Origin of the sequence: Streptomyces sp. HD (genome assembly GCF_028369295.1) — a bacterium.
Classification (GTDB): Bacteria; Actinomycetota; Actinomycetes; order Streptomycetales; family Streptomycetaceae; genus Streptomyces.
The window spans coordinates 66159-87414 of record NZ_JAQMYP010000005.1; the positions used below are offsets into that span (position 1 = coordinate 66159).

General features: G+C 70.8%; 15 protein-coding genes. 9 read left to right on the forward strand and 6 right to left on the reverse strand.

Annotated features, from left to right (window positions below; translation table 11 throughout):
* Positions 1-3: 3 nt before the first annotated feature.
* Positions 4-2571 carry a CHAT domain-containing protein gene (locus POF73_RS06615; protein ID WP_272113764.1) on the reverse strand — a complete coding sequence of 856 codons (2568 nt, stop codon included), beginning with the start codon at positions 2569-2571 and terminating at the stop codon, positions 4-6.
* A gap of 148 nt (positions 2572-2719) precedes the next feature.
* Here POF73_RS06615 and POF73_RS06620 point away from each other — a divergent pair, with 148 nt between their 5' ends.
* The 3 genes from POF73_RS06620 to POF73_RS06630 are packed head-to-tail and all read left to right on the forward strand — an operon-like array spanning position 2720 to position 5330.
* Complete coding sequence (locus POF73_RS06620) at positions 2720-4150, forward strand: S8/S53 family peptidase (RefSeq protein WP_272113548.1); 1431 nt, start codon at positions 2720-2722, stop codon at positions 4148-4150.
* 59 nt (positions 4151-4209) lie between these two features.
* Positions 4210-4785 (forward strand): RNA polymerase sigma factor, encoded by a 576-nt coding sequence (locus POF73_RS06625; protein ID WP_272113549.1) that lies wholly within the window; start codon positions 4210-4212, stop codon positions 4783-4785.
* An 8-nt stretch (positions 4786-4793) separates the two neighbouring features.
* Entirely contained in the window at positions 4794-5330 is a 537-nt protein-coding gene (locus POF73_RS06630) for a hypothetical protein (RefSeq protein WP_443049455.1), read from the forward strand.
* A gap of 18 nt (positions 5331-5348) precedes the next feature.
* Here POF73_RS06630 and POF73_RS06635 read toward each other — a convergent pair whose 3' ends face one another.
* Positions 5349-6149: an N-formylglutamate amidohydrolase gene (locus tag POF73_RS06635; protein WP_272113551.1), complete on the reverse strand. Its 801-nt coding sequence runs from the start codon at positions 6147-6149 to the stop codon at positions 5349-5351.
* 377 nt (positions 6150-6526) lie between these two features.
* On the opposite strand from POF73_RS06635, the gene POF73_RS06640 reads away from it, so the two are divergent.
* The gene (locus POF73_RS06640; protein WP_272113552.1) at positions 6527-6775 is read left to right on the forward strand and encodes a hypothetical protein; all 249 of its coding nucleotides are present in this window, start codon (positions 6527-6529) and stop codon (positions 6773-6775) included.
* Between the two features lie 14 nt (positions 6776-6789).
* Positions 6790-7035: a hypothetical protein gene (locus POF73_RS06645; protein ID WP_272113553.1), complete on the forward strand. Its 246-nt coding sequence runs from the start codon at positions 6790-6792 to the stop codon at positions 7033-7035.
* Between the two features lie 79 nt (positions 7036-7114).
* Here the strand turns inward: POF73_RS06645 and POF73_RS06650 are convergent, their stop codons facing one another.
* A complete protein-coding gene (locus tag POF73_RS06650; RefSeq protein WP_272113554.1) occupies positions 7115-9334 on the reverse strand; it encodes an NADP-dependent isocitrate dehydrogenase in 2220 nt (739 codons plus the stop codon).
* Positions 9335-9566: 232 nt separating this feature from the next.
* Here POF73_RS06650 and POF73_RS06655 point away from each other — a divergent pair, with 232 nt between their 5' ends.
* Positions 9567-11141 (forward strand): M1 family metallopeptidase, encoded by a 1575-nt coding sequence (locus POF73_RS06655; RefSeq protein ID WP_272113555.1) that lies wholly within the window; start codon positions 9567-9569, stop codon positions 11139-11141.
* A gap of 15 nt (positions 11142-11156) precedes the next feature.
* Here POF73_RS06655 and POF73_RS06660 read toward each other — a convergent pair whose 3' ends face one another.
* From POF73_RS06660 to POF73_RS06670, 3 genes are all read right to left on the reverse strand, one after another.
* Positions 11157-12251 carry a mechanosensitive ion channel family protein gene (locus POF73_RS06660; protein WP_272113556.1) on the reverse strand — a complete coding sequence of 365 codons (1095 nt, stop codon included), beginning with the start codon at positions 12249-12251 and terminating at the stop codon, positions 11157-11159.
* 374 nt (positions 12252-12625) lie between these two features.
* Positions 12626-13390, reverse strand: coding sequence for a crotonase/enoyl-CoA hydratase family protein (locus tag POF73_RS06665; RefSeq protein WP_272113557.1), 765 nt, complete (start codon positions 13388-13390; stop codon positions 12626-12628).
* A 168-nt stretch (positions 13391-13558) separates the two neighbouring features.
* Complete coding sequence (locus tag POF73_RS06670) at positions 13559-14524, reverse strand: lysylphosphatidylglycerol synthase transmembrane domain-containing protein (RefSeq protein ID WP_272113558.1); 966 nt, start codon at positions 14522-14524, stop codon at positions 13559-13561.
* Between the two features lie 207 nt (positions 14525-14731).
* Here POF73_RS06670 and POF73_RS06675 point away from each other — a divergent pair, with 207 nt between their 5' ends.
* The 3 genes from POF73_RS06675 (at position 14732) to panD (ending at position 21228) form a co-directional block, all read left to right on the forward strand.
* Positions 14732-16669 (forward strand): ABC transporter ATP-binding protein, encoded by a 1938-nt coding sequence (locus POF73_RS06675; RefSeq protein WP_272113765.1) that lies wholly within the window; start codon positions 14732-14734, stop codon positions 16667-16669.
* 93 nt (positions 16670-16762) lie between these two features.
* Positions 16763-20686 (forward strand): glycoside hydrolase family 2 TIM barrel-domain containing protein, encoded by a 3924-nt coding sequence (locus POF73_RS06680; RefSeq protein ID WP_272113559.1) that lies wholly within the window; start codon positions 16763-16765, stop codon positions 20684-20686.
* A gap of 119 nt (positions 20687-20805) precedes the next feature.
* Positions 20806-21228, forward strand: coding sequence for an aspartate 1-decarboxylase (panD, locus tag POF73_RS06685; protein WP_272113560.1), 423 nt, complete (start codon positions 20806-20808; stop codon positions 21226-21228).
* The last annotated feature ends 28 nt before the right edge of the window (positions 21229-21256 follow it).

Here is a 21256-nt window from a genome sequence, read left to right on the forward strand (position 1 = left end):
TCGTCAGGCCGCCCCGAACGCCGAGAACGCCCACCCCGTCGCCTGGTGCAGCGCGTCGCCCGGCAGGGCCGCTCGTGCGTCGCGCAGGGCCTCCGCCAGGGAGAGGCCGTCGCTGAGCCCCTTGTGCAGTGCGAGCATCAGCGGCACCACCGCGGCGTCGTTGACCGGTGCCGTGCACGCCACCACTCCCGCCGTGCCGAGCGGCAGCAGGGCGGTGACCAGGCCGAGCAGTTCGTCGGCGCCGACGGAGGCGAAGCGGGCGGTGTCGCAGCAGGACAGGATGATCCGGTACGGGCTGCGGTCCAGGCGCTCGAAGTCATGGACCACGATCGGCCCGTCGGCCATCCGCAGCGACGAGAACAGCGGGCTGTCCGCGCGGAACGTGCCGTGGGCCGCGATATGGGCCAGCTCGGCGCCGTCGAGTTCCTCCAGCACGCGCGGCACGCGCGCGTCGGCGTGTTCCAGGACCACCGCACCGTCGTACCGGCAGGCCAGATGCGGCACCTCCGCACCGCCGGTCGACAGCCCCGGCCCGCGCACCAGCACATGGCGCCCGCCCGGCGGCGGCTCGGTCTCCCGGGCGCGCAGCCAGCCGCTCGCCGACGGCGACACGCTGAGCACCCGCTCCCGCAGCGACGGCAGCAGCGCCCACGGCACCCGGTGCAGCCGGGCCGGCGGTACGACCACGACAGGGCCGTCACCGAGATGCGCGGCGGCAGGACCGAGCAGCAGCTCCTCCAGGCGCCGCCCCGCGGCCTCCACGACGGGCAGCCGGGCATCCGCACCCGGATGGGCCAGGCGCCGCAGCCCGGCCTGGACATGCTCCGCCTCGGTCTCCGCCTCGGCCAGCAGCCCCGCCTCGTACCGGCGTACCCGGCCCTGCCCGCACAGCAGCACCTGAACCCGCCCGTCCAGCACGGCGAGTTCGGCCAGCCGTATGTCGTCGCCGAGCCGCCGCAGCAGCCGGATCGGGTCGAATCGGTCGCCGTCGCCGGGCGTGTCGCCGCGCATGTGCAGCGTCCGGGAGCGGATCTCCCGTTCCAGGCGCCGCTGCTCACGCTCCAGCATTGGAACGGGCCGGGCGTCCATGCGGGCGGCCTCCGCGCGGGCCGCGATCTCCCGGAACGCGGTCAGTCCGCTCTGCAGCTCGGGGTCGGCCGGCGGCCGGGTCGGCGGCGTCGACAGCGCGGTGGCCCGCCAGCGCTCGCTCCACACCAGCAGCCGCCGCGGACTGCCGGAGTCGAGACTGGCCTGCTGGGCCAGCGCCGCGAGTTCCGCGCCCTGCGCGGTGGCACGCGCGCGCAGCTCCGAGGCGCCCAGCGTCATCCGGTGGTCGTCGAGCACGTCCAGGCCACGCCGGCAGGCCTCCAGGACACCGCGCCCCGACCCGGCAGCCCGGGCCCGCAGCGCCTGCGCCGCCCAGCCCGTCATCCGCGCCAGTGGCGGCCCGCTGCGCCGGCTGCGGGCGGCGACGGCCAGATGCTGCTCGGCGTCGGCCCGCCAGCCCAGGGTGAGCGCGATCCGGCCGGCGAGCAGGGAGGCCTCCGGCGCGGCCGGCGCGCCGAAGAAGGCCAGCCGTTCCGCCACCGCGGCGGCGTCGGCGACCAGCCGCCCCGAACTGCGCCCGGCGGCGACCCGCGCCTCGATCAGCACCAGCCGGGCATGGGTCTCCCACCAGGTACGCCGCTGCCCGGTGAACAGCCGCACGGCCATGTCGGCGCGGGCGATCGCGGTGTGCGCCTCGCCCGCCAGCCGGGCCGCGGTCGCGGCGGCCAGCAGCAGTTCGGCCTTGCGGGTGGACTGGCCGCCGATGCTGTCGAGCACGGCGATCGCGGCGTCGGCCTCGGCCAGTGCCTCCGGGGCCAGCCCGGCGGCCATCAGCACCTCGCAGCGCCGGATGTTGAGCATGAAGGTCGGCGTGCCGAGCTGGGCGTACCGCTCCTCGGCCTCGTCGAGCAGCCGCAGCGCCGCCGGGATGTCGCCCGACCGGAACGCCGCGAGCCCCCGGCTCTCCACCGCGTCGGCCTTGTCGTGCTCCTGGCCCGTGGTGTCCCACAGCGCCTCCGCCGCCGTGAAGTCGGCATCCGCCCGGTCCACCGCGCCGAGCGCCAGATGCACGGTCGCACGCAGGGTCAGCGCCCGCGCCGTCCAGATGACGTCATCCGCCTGCCGCAGCACGGGTATCGCCTTGCGTACGTCCTCCAGCGCCTCCCGGTGGTGGCCCAGGACCCAGCGTGCGTACGCGCGGCGGAACAGCACCCGGGCGCGGGTGTGCCCGCTGCCGCGCACGATCCCGCGCTCCAGCGCGGCCAGCCCCTGCTGAGTGCGCCCCGAATGCACCAATGCGACCCCGAGCGCCGCCAGGGCGTCCGCCTCCCGGTCGGCCGAATCCGCGCGTGCCGCGAGATCCCGGGCACGCCGCAGGTGATACAGGGCGATACGCATGTCGCCCCAGTCCCGCTGCCAGATCCCGATCACCTGGTGGGCGACGGAGGCATGCCACGGCGACGGATCGGCGTCGAGCACCCCTTCCGCCCTCGCCAGCGCGTCGTTCGGGGCGGCGAACACCATCGGCAGCAGTTCGAGAACCGAGTCGCTTCCCGCTGTCACTCAACGGATGGTAGTTGCCACGGAACCGTGCCACACCGGTTTGGCGCTGTATCAATCAGCGACCGCACGGCTCTGACTGACGAACGTCGCCTCAGGGGGAGGACCCGCCATGGCACCACAGCGATTCCACGAGCAGTTCGAGCAGATCCAACGCTCCATGCCCGACGTCCCCCTCGCGATGGGACCGGACGACTCCGCGGAGTTCATCTACGAGAAGGGCTACGTACTGGTCCGTGACGGTGAGGACGCCAACCTCGTCGAGGACACCGTACGAGCCCATTTCACCGCCGAACCCGACCTGGTTCAGGACAACGTGCGCCGCGCGAGCCCGCAGAGCAACCGCTCGGGCATCACCCGCATCCAGGTCGGCGACCCCGGCGAGGGAGACCGGCGCGGCGACCGTCCCGTCGCACACGCCCTGCGCGCCCTGCGTGAGACCGAGGGCCGGGCCGGACGCCGGCTGGTCAGCCGCAACCATCTGGTGTCGATCGCGGTGAACTCCTGTCCCGGCGACGAGCCCGTGCCCGTCGCGCAGGCCGAGGGCCTCAACCCCGAGCCTGCCGAGGGCACTTACGACGCGGGCAGCGCGGTCGGCGTCCTCGTCGTCGACACCGGGCTCATGCACGACTTCCGGTCCGCCGCGCTGCTCGCCCACACCGACGGCGACGGCCAGATCAAGGAGTGCGACGACGACGGCGTCCTCCAGCAGTACGTCGGTCACGGCACGTTCATCGCCGGACTCGTCGCCTCGGTCGCGCCCAACACGACCATCACGGTCCGCAACTCCCTCAACGACGCCGGCGCCATCCTGGAGTCCGAGTTCGGCGAGAAGCTCTTCGAGGCCGTCGACGCGGGCGGCTGGCCCGACATCCTGAGCCTGTCCGCAGGCACCTCCAACGGCCGCACCGACGGTCTCATCGGCGTGGAGGCCTTCATGCGGGAGCTGCGCGACCAGCGCACCCTGCTCGTCGCCGCCGCCGGCAACAACGGCAGCGCCACACCCTTCTGGCCCGCCGCCTACGCCGACCTGCCCGACTACCAGGACACCGTCCTGTCGGTCGGCGCGCTGCGCAGTGACGGCGAGTTCGGCGCCTGCTTCAGCAACCACGGCGGCTGGGTCAAGGTGTACGCGCCCGGCGAGCGCCTCACCAGCGTCCTCACCGGCTTCGACGCGCCCGTGCCGTACATCTACCAGCACTCCACCTACGACGCGTGCCGGTACGGCTTCGGCTACGCCTGCACCTGCCAGTCCCCGCGCCACACCGGCCTGTTGAGCGAGGAGGGCGGCGCCACCAAGCCCGACCAGGTGATGTTCGAGGGGTTCGCGCACTGGAGCGGCACCTCGTTCGCCACGCCGCTCGTCGCCGGCATGATCGCCGCCCACATGACCGCGCAGCAGGAGAGCGACCCGCGGGTCGCCCGGTACAAGATGCTCGCGGCGAACTCCGGGTTCGCGGAGGTGCGGGGGGCGCACGTTCCAGCACTTCACCCCCCGACCTGGCGCCCTGTCTCGGTCCAGCCGCCGGCTCCTCGGTCATGAGGGTCGGAACCGTCCCCTCCGCGGCGTACGATGACTTGCCGTACACGAGGGGTGGGGCTGTGGACCGAGCAGATGTCGGTGCGCTGGTCCAGTCCGCCGTCGACGGCGACGCAGCGGCCTGGAAGGCGCTCGTGGAGGGGCTGAGCCCACTGGTGTGGTCCGTGGTGCGCGCGCACCGGCTCAGTGACGCCGATGCCCATGAGGTCTACCAGACCGTCTGGTTCCGCTTCGCCCAGCACCTCGGGCGCATCCGGGAACCCGAGAAGACCGGTTCATGGCTCGCGAGCACCGCGCGGCACGAGTGCCTGAAGGTGCTCAAGAGCTTAAGGCGGCTGACCGTGACGAACGATCCTCAGCTGCTCGACCGGGTCAGCGAGGACCGTACGCCCGAACAGTCGCTCCTGGACTCGGAGGAGGCGGCCGCCGAGACCGAGCGCATTCGCTGGATGTGGCAGGAGTTCGAGGAACTCGGCGACCGCTGCCGCCAGTTGCTGCGGGTGCTGATGGCCTCGCCGCCGCCCAGCTATCAGGAGGTGTCCGCCGCACTGGGTATCGCCGTGGGCAGCATCGGGCCATTGCGCCAGCGCTGTCTGCGCCGGCTTCGGGCCCGACTCGACGCACGGGGGGCGCTGTGAACGACGACATGCACGACGACGCGACGGGTGAGGAGTCCTTCGGCGAGCAGTCCTTGGACCAACAGTCCCTGGGTGAACAGCCCTTGGGTGAACAGTCCTTGGGCGACGACGAGTTCGACGTCGGCCTGCTGGAGGAGGAACTGCGCCAGGCCGCCGCGATCCTGGACCCCGTGCCGGCCCAGTTGCGGCAGATCGCCGTCGAGGCGTTCGCACTGCACGATCTCGACGCCCGTATCGCCGAGTTGACCTTCGACTCGGTGGTGGACGCCATTCCGGTCAGGGGGGCCACGGACGTGCCGCGGATGCTGACCTTCCGCGCGGGGGAGGTGACCGTCGACGTGGAGGTGACCGCGCAGGGGCTGATGGGGCAGGTACTGCCTCCGCAGCAGGCCCGCATCGAGGTGCTCGGCGGCCCGCAGACGGTCACGCCGGTCCTGGCCGACGACATGGGCCGCTTCACCAGCGACGCCCCGCCGAGCGGCCCGTTCGCCCTGCGGCTGCGGACCGGCGGGGAAGTCGTGGTCACGGAGTGGCTGCGAGCCTGACCCTGCTGCCCATCCCGGTCAGCGGGAGGCGGCGGTGTCCACCAGCGCCGCCAACGCCTGTGCGAGCCGGGTGAGTCCGGGACCGACCGGACCACCCGGCTCCGCCATGTACGTGTCCCGACGGATCTCGATCATCAGGGCGGCGACGCGGGGCTCCTTGCCGTAGAACTCCAGCGGGACGTACGTACCGCTGAACGGGCTGTCCAACCCCGTCTCCCCGCACGGCGCGAACGCCTCCCGTGCCGCGGCGAGCAGCTCGGGCGGCGTGTGGAAGGGATCGGTGCCCAGGCAGACCGGCGGCCGCGGGCCCGCACCGTGCAGCTCGTAGGGGAGCCGGGCGGTCGGATAGGAGTGGACGTCGATGATCACGGCCCGGCCGGTGGCGGCGAGCCGGTCGGCGACGGCCTCCGTCATGGCCTTCGCATACGGCCGGAAGTACCGTTCGACGAGGGGCCCCGGGTCGGTGTCGGCGGGCCTCAGTTCCGCGAGATGCGTGGTCCGCGTGTAGACGGCCCCCATCCCCACGGCCAGCATCTCCTCCCGCTGGTCCGGGAACCGCTCCGGATCGACGACCAGCCGGGACAGCCGGTTCACAAACCGCCACGGCGTGACCGCCGACGCCCCGGCCGCCTCCTCCGCGAGCTCCGCGGTGTGCGCGTCGACGATGTGGTCCAGCTCCCGCTCCAGCGCCCCGTCGTCCAGCACGATCCCCGCACGCACCTCGGGCGGCATCTCCCGCGCCGAGTGCGGCACATGCAGGATCACCGGCGATTCCCCGGCCCCAGGGAGCAGCTCGAACGACGGCGCGGCAGAGGTCATGAGGGCTGCTCCCGGGGCGTTGTCAGTGGCAGGGTGCACCATCACAGCATGGACGAGGAGGGGGAGCTCAGCGGAATGGACCGAGGCCATGCTGGAAATCCTGCCGAGTGTGTTCACCGGCCATGACTACACAGGCCTGCGGGCCCGACACGAGTTCGTGAAATGTTCGAAGAAGTGAGGTCGGTGTCCGAGGTGATCGTAGAAAGGGGTGAATTTGGCAGCGAGCAAGAGCGCCCGTTCACGGAAGATGACGCGAAACTGATGTCTATCTCTCCTGGCGCACCGCCGATTACCGCATATACGGAGAGTTCGCTCTGAAGGATCTCAGGACTTGCCTGTCGGGACTGCATGCCCTACACGGACGAGCGGCTTTCATCATGGATGAGATCAAGACGCCTGAGGAAGCACCGGGTTCCGGTCGGCTGACGGCGCTGCGGGTACCCATGAACATGTCGCACTGGCAGTATCTCTACTCCGACGTGCAATTGGCCGACGAAGAGTTCCGTCGGCTCGCTCGGCAGTCGGAGTCTTCCCTGGACGCCCTTGAGGAATTCTTCCCCGCCTGGGACTGCGCGGATCTGCGGGCTCGACTGGAGGCCAGGGAGGGGCGCAGGCGCCGTGCATGAGCTTTCCCGGGCCGATGCCCGTCGTATCGCGGTGCGTGCGCAGCTGCTGGACGGCTCTTCGCCGGACGGGCTGTTGGAGGTCGTACGGCGACCGGCTGGTCGGCAAGCTCGACGCCGCCGCCGACCGCAAGGCGGGGGTGCTGAGGGTGAACGCGCTCCACGAGGACGTGCCGTTCACGAAGACCATGAGCGCGGAGATCGGCGGGGAGATCGAGGACCTGGCCCGCTGGCTGGAGCTGGAGCTCGTACTGCCCGGCTGAGTGCCTGTGCAGCGGGCGGACATGACGCCGCCCCGGCAGACGTGGTGTCGGCCGGGGCGGCGCCTGGGAGCGGGGCGCGTCAGCTCAGGGACGCGAGGGCCTCGTTCCACGTGGCCGACGGGCGCATGACCGCGGCGGCCTTGGCCGGGTCGGGCTGGTAGTAGCCGCCGATCTCGGCCGGCTTGCCCTGGACGGCGATCAGCTCGTCGACGATCTTCTGCTCGTTCGCCGTGAGCGTCTCGGCGAGCGGGGCGAAGGCCTTGGCCAGCTCGGCGTCGTCGGTCTGCTTGGCCAGCTCCTGCGCCCAGTACAGGGACAGGAAGAAGTGGCTGCCGCGGTTGTCGATGCCACCGACGCGACGGGTCGGGGACTTGTCCTCGTTGAGGAAGGTCGCCGTGGCGCGGTCCAGGGTGTCGGCGAGGACCTGCGCGCGGGTGTTGCCCGTGGCCGTCGCGTACTGCTCCAGGGACGGCACCAGCGCGAAGAACTCACCGAGGGAGTCCCAGCGCAGGTAGTCCTCCTTGACCAGCTGCTGGACGTGCTTCGGCGCGGAACCGCCGGCGCCCGTCTCGAACAGACCGCCGCCCGCCATCAGCGGGACGACCGACAGCATCTTGGCGCTGGTGCCCAGCTCCAGGATCGGGAAGAGGTCGGTGAGGTAGTCGCGCAGGACGTTGCCCGTGACCGAGATCGTGTTCTCGCCGCGGCGGATGCGCTCCACCGACAGCTTGGTGGCGTCGACCGGGGCGAGGATCCGGATGTCCAGGCCCTCGGTGTCGTGCTCCGGCAGGTAGGCGTTGACCTTGGCGATCAGGTTGGCGTCGTGCGCACGGGTCTCGTCCAGCCAGAAAACGGCCGGGTCGCCGGTGGCGCGGGCGCGGGTGACGGCCAGCTTCACCCAGTCCTTGATCGGCGCGTCCTTGGTCTGGCAGGCACGGAAGATGTCGCCCTCGGCGACCGGCTGCTCGATGACCACGTTGCCGGCCTGGTCGACCAGGCGGACCGTGCCGGCGGCCTTGATCTCGAAGGTCTTGTCGTGGGAGCCGTACTCCTCGGCCTTCTGCGCCATGAGGCCGACGTTCGGGACCGAGCCCATGGTCGACGGGTCGTAGGCGCCGTTCGCGCGGCAGTCGTCGAGCACGGCCTGGTAGACACCGGCGTAGGAGGAGTCCGGCAGCACCGCGAGGGTGTCGGCCTCCTGGCCGTCCGGGCCCCACATGTGGCCGGAGGTGCGGATCATGGCCGGCATCGAGGCGTCGACGATCACGTCGGACGGCACGTGCAGGTTGGTGATGCCCTTGTCGGAGTCGACCATGGCCAGCTCCGGGCCCTCGGCGATCTCCGCCTCGAAGGACGCCTTGATGTCGGCACCGTTCGGCAGCGCGTCCAGGCCCTTGAGGATGCCGCCCAGGCCGTCGTTCGGGGACAGGCCGGCGGCGGCGAGCGCGGCGCCGTACTGCTCGAAGGTCTTCGGGAAGAAGGCTCGCACCACGTGGCCGAAGACGATCGGGTCGGAGACCTTCATCATCGTGGCCTTGAGGTGCACGGAGAACAGCACGCCCTCGGCCTTGGCCCGGGCGACCTGCGCGGTCAGGAACTCGCGCAGCGCGGCGACGCGCATCACGGAGGCGTCGACGACCTCGCCGGCGAGGACCGGTACGGACTCGCGCAGCACGGTGGTCGAGCCGTCCGCGGCGACGTGCTCGATCTTCAGCGCGCCGGCCTCGGAGATCACGACGGACTTCTCGGTGGAGCGGAAGTCGTTCTGGCCCATGGTCGCCACGTTGGTCTTGGACTCGGCGGTCCAGGCGCCCATGCGGTGCGGGTGGGTCTTGGCGTAGTTCTTGACCGAGGCGGGGGCGCGGCGGTCGGAGTTGCCCTCACGCAGGACCGGGTTCACGGCGGAACCCTTGATCTTGTCGTAGCGGGCCTGGATGTCCCGCTCCTCGTCGGTCTTCGGGTCGTCCGGGTAGTTCGGCAGCGCGTAGCCCTGGCCCTGGAGCTCGGCGATGGCCGCCTTGAGCTGCGGGATCGACGCCGAGATGTTCGGCAGCTTGATGATGTTCGCCGCGGGCGTCTTGGCGAGCTCACCGAGCTCGGTGAGGGCGTCCGGGATGCGCTGGTCCTCGGTCAGGTACTCCGGGAACACCGCGATGATGCGGCCGGCCAGCGAGATGTCCCGCGTCTCCACGGCGACACCCGCCTGCGAGGCGTACGCCTGGACCACCGGCAGGAAGGAATACGTCGCCAGGGCCGGGGCCTCGTCAGTGTGCGTATAGATGATGGTCGAGTCAGTCACCGGGTGCTCCGCTCCACGTCTGCAACATTGCTCGACATCAAGATATCTCGTGATCGACCCGTACTCGACAGGGGTCCGCACACAGGCGCGGGATGTGTGCCGGGATCTCGAATCCACGCAAGAGGAAGAACCCCCTCCGTGCAACCTGATCGTCGGCTCCGACAGTCATGTAGGGAGATCACCGATACGGCGGCCGGTCCTGACCTCCCGGCCGCCCCAGCGAAAGCGGACCATGAGATATCGCACCCGAGTGACGGCCCCCGCGGCCGCCCTGATCGGCACCGCGGCGGCCCTGACCGCCGCTCCCTCCGCCCACGCAGCGTCGACGACGGGGACGTCGGCCGCCAAGACCTCCGCCAAGACCTCCGGCACCCCGGGTTCCGAGACCCTCGGTGACAGCGTCTACCCGGCCCTCGGCAACGACGGCTACCGTGTCGCGGCCTACCACCTCGACTTCTCCTACGACGCCACGACCCGCCTGGTCGACGCCACCGCCGCCTTGAAGATCCGCACCACCCAGGCCCTGAGCCGCTTCTCCCTCGACGCGCTCGGCCTCGACGTCCGCTCCGTGCGCGTCGGCGGCCGCACGGCGACGTTCGAACAGGTGGGCGAGAAGCTGCGCATAACGCCCGCGCAGACCCTGCCCGCCAAGTGCTCGGTCACCGTCTGCGTCGAGTACTCGGCGGACCCGCGCCGTATTCCGCAGCCGCACACCGGCTGGGTAGACACGCTGGACGGGTTCGCAGTCTGCTGCCAGCCGAACTTGGCCCACACCGTCTTCCCGTGCAACGACCACCCCTCCGACAAGGCCGACTTCACGTTCCGCGTGACCGTCCCCGGCGGCCTGCGCGGCGTGGCCACCGGCCTGCTCGAACGCACCGAGAGCCTCTCCGGCGGCCGTACGGCGTACACGTACCGCTCCCGCGAGCCCATGGCCACCGAGCTGGTGCAGATCACGGTCGGCGACTACGTGATCAAGGACCGGCAGGGCCCGCACGGCCTCCCGCTGCGCGATGTCGTCCCGGTCGCGCGCGCCGAGGCACTGGAACCGGCGCTCGCGCTGACGCCGAACCTGGTCGAGTGGCTGGAGGCGCGGCTCGGGGCCTACCCCTTCGAGACGTACGGCCTACTGCCCTGCAACTCCGACGCCCCGAACGCTTTCGACTTCACCGGCCTGGAGAGCCAGACCCTGACCATCTACAAGCCGAACTACCTGCTCCAGGCGGAGCCGAAGATCGGCTCGCACATGATGCACGAGCTGGTCCACTCCTACTTCGGCAACAGTGTCAGCCCCGCCACCTGGGCCGACCTGTGGATCAACGAGGGCCACGCCGACTTCTACGGGCTGCTGTACCGCTACGAGCGCGGCTGGCCGGACTCCCTGGGGCTGACCACCATGGAAGCCCGGATGAAGCACACCTACGCGCAGGGTGACCAGTGGCGCCGCGACTCGGGGCCGGTCGCGGCGCCGAACGCGGTGAACCTGTTCGACAGCCAGCGCTACCTGGGCGGTGTCCTGGTCCTGTACGCGCTGCGCAACCTCGTCGGCGAGAGCGCCTTCAACGCCCTTGAGCGCGCGTTCCTCGACCGCTACCGCAATTCCGCGGCGTCGACGGCCGACTACATCGCCGTAGCCTCGGAGGTCTCGGGTCAGGATCTGTCCGGATTCCTTCGGGACTGGCTGTACGGCACGAAGACGCCGCGGATGCCGGGGCACCCGGACTGGACGGTCACCCCGGTGAACCCGTCGCTCGCCGCGCCGCACAGCCGCAAGAGCGGCCACCACGACAACTCGGCCACCCTCTAGGGACGTTCGGGCAGGTCAGTCGAGGTGGACGGGGGTCACCCCGTCCACCTCCTCGCGGACGCGCTGCTGCGGTATCGCCACCGTCCCGTGCTGGATGGCCACCGTGCGCGTGGGCGCCGGGATGTTGATGCCCTCCTTGCGGTAGCGCTTGTGCAGACGCTTGATGAACTCGTGCTTGATCCGGTACTGGTCGCTGAACTCGCCGACGCCCAGGATGACGGTGAAGCCGATCCGGGAGTCGCCGAAGGTGTGGAAGCGGATGATCGGCTCGTGGTCCGGCAGGGCACCCTCGACCTCGGCCATGACCTCGCCGATGACCTCGTTCGTGACCCGCTCGACGTGGTCGAGGTCGCTGTCGTAGGCGACGCCGACCTGGACCAGGATCGTCAGCTGCTGCTCGGGACGCATGAAGTTGGTCATGTTCGTCTTCGCGAGCTCCCCGTTGGGGATGACGATGAGGTTGTTGGAGAGCGCCCGCACCGTCGTCTGGCGCCAGTTGATGTCCTCGACGTAGCCCTCCTCACCGCTGGCCAGTCGGATGTAGTCGCCGGGCTGGACGGTCTTGGAGGCGAGGATGTGGATGCCCGCGAAGAGGTTGGCGAGCGTGTCCTGAAGCGCGAGCGCGACCGCCAGACCGCCGACGCCCAGGGCCGTGAGCAGGGGCGCTATGGAGATGCCCAGAGTCTGGAGCACCACCAGGAAGCCGATGGCCAGGACCAGGATCCGGGTGATGTTGACGAAGATCGTGGCGGAGCCGGCGACCCCGGGGCGGGACTGGGTGACCGACCGCATCACACCGGCGATCCCGCGGGCCGCGGCCAGCGTCACGACGAAGATGAGCAGCACGGTAAGGGTCTGATTGACGTTGTGCTGGACCGTCCGGGTCAGCGGCAGCGCCGCGCCCGCGGAGGCCGCGCCGCCGAGGAACGCCGCCCACGGCACCACGGACCGCAGCACGTCCACGATGAGGTCGTCGCCGCTCCAGCGGGTGCGGTCGGCGTGCTTGCCCAGCCAGCGCAGCAGCATCCGCAGCAGGAAGGCCGCGAGCAGCCCGGCCGCCACGGCAATCCCGGCGATGACCAGGTCGTCCACGGTGAGAGCTCGGTTCACCGGTCACCTCCGGGGAGAAAAGCTGCGGCGAATCCCTCCGCCGACGGCCGGATGTGAAGTCTCGTCACGTTGTCACCTGCTCGATTCCGCGATGTGCCGTCGTGCCGGCCACCCCATCCCCCGAGGCCGGCACGAGGGCTCATCCTGCCGTATCGGGTACACGTGTTCGTGCCGGGATCGTCGGCCGGACGTCCTCATCGGTTGCTTTCGGGCATTCTCCCGCGGACTCCGGCCGTCTCCGAGGGCCGAACGACCGCACCCCGGGGCTCGCTTGATGCATGAGCGCCGTGCGAGGGCCGCTCACCACCGTGCGCGCCCCGGCGTCCGGCGAGGGCGTGCGGCCTGCGAGGTGAGGATGCCGTACGGCGACGCCGTCACAGGTCCGTGAACGACCCGTGCCGCCCCGCACCCGAGGCGAAGCGGGCCGCGCCCTCCAGGCTCTGCCTCAACACGCCCATGCCGTGACGGAGTTCACCTCGCATCGCCGCCGGCTCGTCCAGCCCGTCCTGGTCGAGCACCGAGGCACGGTCGGCGCGCAGACACGCCTGCGGGAACCGGGCGATCGTGGCGGCCAGCTCCTCCGCCTCGGCGCGGGCACGTCCGGTCGGCACCACCCGGTTGGCGAGCCCGATGGCGTGGGCCTCGCTCGCCGGCACCGGCCGTCCGGTCAGGATCAGGTCCAGTGCGCGGCTCGTGCCGATCAGCCGGGGCAGCCGTACGGTGCCGCCGTCGATCAGCGGTACGCCCCAGCGGCGGCAGAACACCCCGAAGACGGCGTCCTCCTCGGCCACCCGCAGATCGCACCACAACGCCAGCTCAAGCCCGCCCGCCACGGCGTGCCCCGCGACCGCCGCGATGACGGGCTTCGACAGCCGCAGCCGCGTCGGCCCCATCGGACCGTCGCCCTCCTCGGCGACCCGGTTGCCCCGCTCGGTGCCCAGCCCCTTGAGGTCGGCGCCCGCGCAGAACGTGCCCCCCTCACCCCACAGCACCGCCACCCTCGCCTCGTCGTCCGCCTCGAACTCCCGGAAGGCGGCGGTGAGCTCGGCCGCGGTCGGGCCGTCGACCGCGTTGCGGACCTCGGGACGGGACAGGACGACGGTGGTGACGTGTCCCTGGCGCTCGACGCGGACCGGCATGGTGGGGTCCCTTCAGTGGGTGGACCCCGTACGTTACTGATCGGTCACATGACCTTCCAGCGGACCTGCCCGGTCCGTTGACGTTCCGGCGGACTCGACCGCTCTCTCGGCCTTCCAGCGGACCCGACCGTCAGCTGACCTTCCAGCGACCCGACCCGGCCCGACCGGTCAGATGACCTTCCACCGCACCAGCGCGCCCAGCGTCAACGCCCCCGGCAGCAGCGGCAGCCACACCGTGATGATCCGGTACGCCAGCACCACCGCCGTCGCCAGCGCGACCGGCCCGCCCGCCGCCACCAGGGCCACGATCAGCGCCGCCTCGACCGAGCCGAGCCCACCGGGCGTCGGCACGAGGGCGACGGCGACGGTCGCCGCCAGATACGCGAGTGCCATGTGCGCCGGCGGTACGTCCAGCCCCAGGGCGAGCCCGACCAGGACCAGGCCGGCCGCCTGAAGCGTCGGGAAGGCCAGCGAACCGCCCCACAACGCCAGAGCCCGGGACGGACGGGTGTGCACCGACCGCGCCTCGCCGAGCGCGGTGCGCAGGAACGACAGCACGGCGGTCCGCAGCCGTCGTACGAGAGCGAGGACGGCCACGGCCACGCACGCCGTCGCGCCGATGATCAGCAGCAGCGGTCCCCACGACCCCTCCGGAAGGAGCGGCCCCAGCTGGAGGGCGTGCGGGAAGGCGATCAGGAGCGCGGCCAGCAGACCGACCCGGGCGATGCTCTCCGCGAGCAGATACAGCGCCAGCGCCGCCGAGGAGCGGGCCAGCGGCAGCCCGCACACCGTCATGAAGCGCAGGTTGACCGCGCTCGCGCCGAGCCCCGTGGGCAGCAGGTGGTTGGCCGAGCCCGCCGCGAACTGGGTGATGAGCAGCCGCAGTTTCGGCAGCCGGTCGATCACCGCGCCCTGCCGGGTGACCGCCGCCGCGACCCAGGTCATGCAGGTGGCGCCGGCCGCGGCGAGCAGCCACGGCCACTTGGCCGTCGCCAGATGTCCGATGCCCTCGGCGAGCACGGCCCGGTGCTGCACCGCGACCACGACGACGAGGACGAGCGGAAGCAGGACCAGTACCTGGCGGAGCGGGACGCGCTTGAGCAGGCGTCCCAGGGGGAGTCGTACCGCTGTCACATTCGGAGAGGGTCTCCGCGCCGCGCCAACGGCGGGTTGCGGCAGCGCAGACGGCGCCTTACGGACCGGCTGCGGACGGCTGTCGATCTTCACGAAGCCGTCGACACCGCCTTCTGCCTCGGTACCGCCTCCTGACTTGGTGCCGCCTCCTGCCTCGGCGATGTTGACCTCAACATTGCTTGAGGTTCTACGTTCCTCCTCATGAGCATGGAGACCACAGCCTGGACCCAGTTGCAGAGCGTCATGCACGCCGAGCACGAGCGCCACCCGTTCGCCCGCGCCACGCTGCGCCGCATCGGCGCGTTCGCCCGCCCGCACCGCCGCCGGATCGCGCTCTTCGTCGGGCTCGGGGTGATGACCGCCCTGCTCGCCGTCGCGACCCCCGTACTCGCCGGACGCGTCGTCGACGCGATCGTGACGCGGGGCGACGAGGGCACCGTCGTCCGCCTCGCCCTGCTGATCGCCCTGATCGCGGTCGCCGAGGCGGGCCTCGGGATCCTCGCCAGGCGGCTCTCGGCCACCCTCGGCGAAGGGCTCATCCTCGATCTGCGGACGGCTGTGTTCGATCATGTGCAGCGCATGCCGGTCGCGTTCTTCACACGTACTCGTACGGGGGCGCTCGTCTCCCGTCTCAACAACGACGTGATCGGCGCCCAGCGCGCCTTCAGCAACACGCTGTCCGGAGTGGTCAGCAACCTCGTCACCCTGCTGCTCACCCTTGCCGTCATGCTCACCCTGTCCTGGCAGATCACCCTGCTCGCCCTCGTCCTGCTCCCGGTGTTCGTGATCCCGGCCCGGCGCATGGGGCACCGCATGGCCCGGATGCAGCGGGAGGCGGCCGCGCTCAACGCGGCGATGGGCACCCGCATGACCGAGCGCTTCTCGGCACCCGGCGCCACGCTGGTCAAGCTGTTCGGCCGTCCGGAGGAGGAGTCGGAGGAGTTCGCGTCCCGGGCCCGCCGAGTCGCGGAGATCGGCGTACGGACGGCCACCGCCCAGTCCGTGTTCATCACCGCGCTCACCCTGGTGTCCGCCCTGGCCCTCGCCCTGGTCTACGGCCTCGGCGGCTGGTTCGCCCTGCGCGGCACTCTGGAGCCGGGCGCCGTCGTCGCGCTGGCGCTGCTCCTGACCCGTATGTACGCCCCGCTCACCGCTCTCGCCGGCGCCCGCGTCGAGGTCATGAGCGCCCTCGTGAGCTTCGAACGCGTCTTCGAGGTGCTCGACCTCAGGCCGCTGATCGAGGAGAAGCCGGACGCCAAGAAGGTCCCCGAGGGCCCGGTGGCGGTGGAGTTCGACAACGTCCGCTTCGGCTACCCGTCCGCCGACAAGGTCTCCCTCGCCTCACTTGAGGAGGTGGCGAGCCTCGACACGCGCGGCGGCGCCGAGGTGCTGCACGGCATCTCCTTCCGTGCCGAACCCGGGCAGACGGTCGCCCTGGTCGGCTCGTCCGGCGCCGGCAAGTCGACCGTCGCCCAACTCCTGCCGCGGCTGTACGACATCGACGAGGGCGCCGTACGCGTCGGCGGCGTCGACGTCCGCGACCTGAGCGCCGATTCCCTGCGCGGCACGCTCGGGATGGTCACCCAGGACGGTCACCTCTTCCACGACACCGTCCGCGCCAACCTGCTGCTCGCCCGCCCCACCGCCACCGACGCCGAACTCTGGGACGCCCTGCGCCGCTCCCGCCTCGACGCTCTCGTACGGTCCCTGCCCGACGGCCTCGACACGGTGGTGGGCGAGCGCGGCTACCGGCTCTCCGGCGGCGAACGCCAGCGGATGACCATCGCCCGGCTGCTGCTGGCCCGTCAGCGCGTCGTCATCCTCGACGAGGCCACCGCCCATCTCGACAACACCTCCGAGGCGGCGGTCCAGGAGGCGCTCACCGAGGCGCTGGAGGGCAGGACGGCGGTCGTCATCGCCCACCGGCTGTCCACCGTGCGGGCGGCGGACCTGATCCTGGTGGTCGAGGCCGGCCGGATCGTCGAACGCGGCACGCACGAGGAGCTGCTGGCGGCCCGGGGACGCTACGCCGAGCTGTACCGGACGCAGTTCGAGCATCTGGATTCGGCCAAGGTCGACGGCCGTACCCATCAGGAACACACAAACATCGACAGCATCATTGCTTCACAGGTGTTCACAACCTAGTGTGCGTTCGGTTTCCCAACAGCACCGCACATGATCTGACGCTCCCTCAAGCCACGCAGCGCCGTACTGCCGTCCCGAGGAAGGCCATCGTCAATGCCGCTCTCGCCCGAGCCTCCCGCCGTTCCGCCCCGCTCGCCGGGCGTACCGGTCAGCCGTCGCCGTCTCCTGGAGGGAGGAGCCGCCCTGCTCGGCGCGCTCGCCGTCTCCGGATCGTCCGCCACGGCGCACGCGGCCGACGGTCCCGGGGCGGCGGCCGGCACCCCGGAGTGGAACGGCCACATCGACGTCTTCCGGATCGGCACCCAGCCGCCGCACACCACCCTGATGCCGTACGCCGACGTCAGACAGGCCCTGGACGGCGACCGCACCGGCTCGCCGTACCGGCTCAGCCTCGACGGCAAGTGGAAGTTCGCCCACGTGGACCGCCCCGACGACCGGGACACCGACTTCTACCGCACCGAGGTCGACGACAGCGGCTGGGACACCATCCCCGTCCCGTCCGTCTGGCAGATGCACGGCTACGACCGCCCGATCTTCGTCAACATCACCTACCCGTGGTGGGGCCCCAACGGCCTCGGCGAGGACGCCCAGCCCCCGGCCGCGCCCACCCGCTTCAACCCGGTGGGGCAGTACCGGCGGACCTTCACCGTGCCGCGCGGCTGGTCGGGGCGGCGGACCTTCCTGCACTTCGAGGGCGTCAAGTCCGCGCACTACGTGTGGATCAACGGCGAGTTGGTCGGGTACGCCGAGGACTCGTTCACACCCGCCGAGTACGACATCACCGAGCACCTCAAGCCCGGCACCAACCAGATCGCCGTCGAGGTGTACCGCTTCTCCGACGGGGACTGGCTGGAGGACCAGGACATGATCCGGCTGAGCGGCATCTTCCGCTCGGTCTACCTCTACTCCACGCCGGCCGTCCATCTGCGCGACTTCAAACTGGACACCCCGCTCGGCGACGACTACACATCAGCCGAGCTGTCCGTCACCGCGAGCGTGCGCTCCTACGGGGGCACGGGCGAGGGCGGTTACTCCGTCGAGACACAGCTGTACGACGCCCGGGGCCACGCCGTCTGGCCCAGGCCGCTCCAGCAGGCCGTCGACCTCGCGTCCGCCCCCGCCGGCGAGGACGTGACCGTGCGGGCGAGCCGCGCCGTGCCCGCGCCCAAGCTGTGGTCCGCCGAGCACCCGAACCTCTACACCGCCGTACTGCGGTTGCGCGACCCGGCCGGAAAGGTCGTCGAGACCCTCTCGCACCGCGTCGGCCTGCGCGAGTTCGCGCTCAAGGACGGCCTGATGCGGATCAACGGCAAGCCCGTCTCCTTCCGCGGTACGAACCGGCACGAGATGCACCCCGACAGCGGCATGGCGCTCACCCGCGAGCACATGGTCAAGGACATCGAGATCATCAAGCGGATGAACATGAACTCCGTCCGCACCTCGCACTACCCCAACAACCCGCTCTGGTACGAACTCGCGGACGAGTACGGCCTCTACCTCGTGGACGAGACCAACCTCGAAACCCACGGCATCCGCGGCGAGTACCCCGGCAACCACGCCGACTGGACCAAGGCATGCGTGGCCCGCGCGCAGAGCATGGTCCACCGGGACAAGAACCACGCCTCGGTCGTCGTCTGGTCGCTCGGCAACGAGGCGGGTGGCGGCAGCACGTTCGTCGCCATGCACGACTGGATCAAGTCCTACGACCGGACCCGTGTCATCCAGTACGAGGGTGACGACCGGCCGACGATCAGCGACATCCGCTCGGAGATGTACGACAGCCCGTCCCGCGTCGAGCAGCGCGCCAAGGACACCGCCGACACCCGGCCGTACGTCATGATCGAGTACGCGCACGCGATGGGGAACTCGAACGGCAACCTGAAGAAGTACTGGGACCTCGTCCGCCACTACGACGTCCTCCAGGGCGGCTGGATCTGGGACTTCGTCGACCAGTCGCTGAACTGGCCCGTGCCCACCCGCAAGTTCCTCACCGAGGCCGGGCCCGGCAAGCTGCGCGGCGAGGTCCTCACCGCCAGCGGCACCTTCGACCCCGCCAAGGGCATCTCCGGCGCCACCGTCTTCCCCCGCGACGAACGCCTCGACCTCACGGGCTCGCTCACCCTGGAGGCCTGGGTCACCCCGCACTACACCGGCTACCACCAGCCGATCATCGCCAAGGGCGACACCCACTACGCCCTCAAGCAGTCGGACCGGACCCTTGAGTTCTTCATCTACGGCGGCGGCCAGTGGATCACCGCGAACTGGGGCCTCCCGGACGACTGGACCGGCCGCGAGCACCACATCGCCGGAGTCTTCGACGCGGACGCGGGCACACTGACCCTCTACGTGGACGGCGCGGCGAAGGCCACCCGAACCACGACTCACAAGCCCGCCGCCAACACAGCACCCCTCGCGCTGGCCACCGATGTCGACAACGCCACCCGGGAGTTCAGCGGCACGATCCGCCGGGCACGCGTGTACGCCCGTGCGCTGAGCGCCGCCGAACTCGACTCCGACGGCCGCGGCCCCGGTGACGAGGGCGTACGGTTCTGGTTCGACGCGGCCACCGTCGGCCTCACCGAGCAGCGGCCCCGCGAGAAGACCTTCTTCCCCTACGGCGGCGACTGGGGCGACAACCCCAACGACGGCACCTCCAACGCCGACGGCATCGTCACCGCCGACCGCCGTCACACCGGCAAGGCGGCCGAGATCAAGCAGATCTACCAGGCCGTCAACGCGGCACCCGCCTCTGGCGACACACTGGCCCCCGGATCGGCCGTCACCCTCACCAACGAGTACCTGTTCACCAACCTCCGTGAGTTCGACGGCCGTTGGTCCCTCGTCGCCGACGGGAAGGTCGTACAGCGCGGCAGGCTGACACGCACCCAGCTGGACGTCGCGCCGCTGAGCAGCAAGGACGTCACCGTGCCGTTCCGGCTGCCGGACGACCCGGCCCCGGGCACCGAGTACTTCCTCCAGTTCTCCTTCACCACCAAGGACTCCACCCCCTGGGCGAAAGCCGGCTTCGAGGTGGCCAAGCAGCAGCTGCCCCTCGACGCCGACGTCCCGGCCGTGACGCCCGCACCCCTGTCGAGCGTGCCGGCGCTGACGTACGAGGACGGCGACAAGGCCGTCACCGTGAAGGGCAAGGGCTTCTCCGTCACCGTCGACAAGGGCAGCGGTGTCATCACGTCGTACGAGGCAGCCGGCACCCCCCTCCTCACCTCCGGGCCGGTGCCGAACTTCTGGCGGGCGCCCACCGAGAACGACCGCGGCAACGGCCAGCACACCCGCAACCAGACGTGGCGCGACGCCGGTCAGCAGCGCAAGCCGAAGAACGTGACGATGCGTGCCCTGGCCGACAAGGCGGTGGAGATCAAGGTCGGCGGCACCCTCCCGACGACCACCGAGTCGACGTACACCACCACCTACACGGTCTTCGGCAACGGCGAGATCAAGGTCGACAACACCCTGCACCCGGGCGCCGCGTCCCTGCCGTACATCCCGGAGGTCGGCACCCTGTTCCTCCTGCCGGGACGCTTCGAGCACCTGCGCTACTACGGCCGCGGCCCCGAGGACAACTACATCGACCGCAAGGACGCCACCGACGTCGGCGTGTACTCCGGAACCGTCTCCGAACAGTGGACCCCCTACATCCGCCCCCAGGAGAACGGCAACAAGACCGACGTCCGCTGGATCGCCCTGACCGACGCCAAGGGCGCCGGACTCCTCGTCTCCGGCGAGCCCCTGCTGGAGGTCAACGCCTCGCACTTCACCCCGGAGGACCTCTCGTCCGGCGTGCGCCACGACTACCAGCTCACCCCGCGCGACGAGGTCGTCCTGCGCGTCAACCACCGGCAGATGGGCCTGGGCGGCGACAACAGCTGGGGCGCCCACACCCACGACGAGTTCAAGCTGTTCGCGAACCGCGACTACGCCTACACCTACCGGCTGCGCCCGCTGCCCGACGTGGACGACGCGATGGCGGCGTCCCGGAGGCCGACCGCGGTGGAGTGAGCCGACGTGACCGGGGTCTCGGTGCGCGCCGGGGCCCCGCTGCGTACCCTGGACGCGCCCGTGCACACAGAGCCCTTGACCTGGAGACCAGGCAGGGAGCCGACCACTCGGAGCGCCCCATGCTGCGCACTATGTTCAAGTCCAAGATCCACCGCGCCACGGTCACCCAGGCCGACCTGCACTATGTGGGATCGGTGACGATCGACGCGGATCTGCTCGACGACGCCGATCTGCTGCCCGGCGAGCTCGTCCACATCGTGGACATCACCAACGGTGCCCGGCTGGAGACCTACGTCATCGAGGGTGAGCGCGGGTCCGGGGTCATCGGGATCAACGGGGCCGCCGCCCATCTCGTTCACCCCGGCGACCTGGTGATCATCATCAGCTACGCTCAGATGGACGACGCCGAGGCACGGGCGTTCGAGCCGCGGGTCGTGCACGTGGACGGCACCAACCGGATCGTGGCCCTGGGCGCCGACCCGTCCGAGCCGGTACCGGGTTCGGACCAGGAGCGCAGCCCGCAGGCCGTGCCCGTGGCCTGAGCGCACTCCACTTCGAGCGGACGACGCA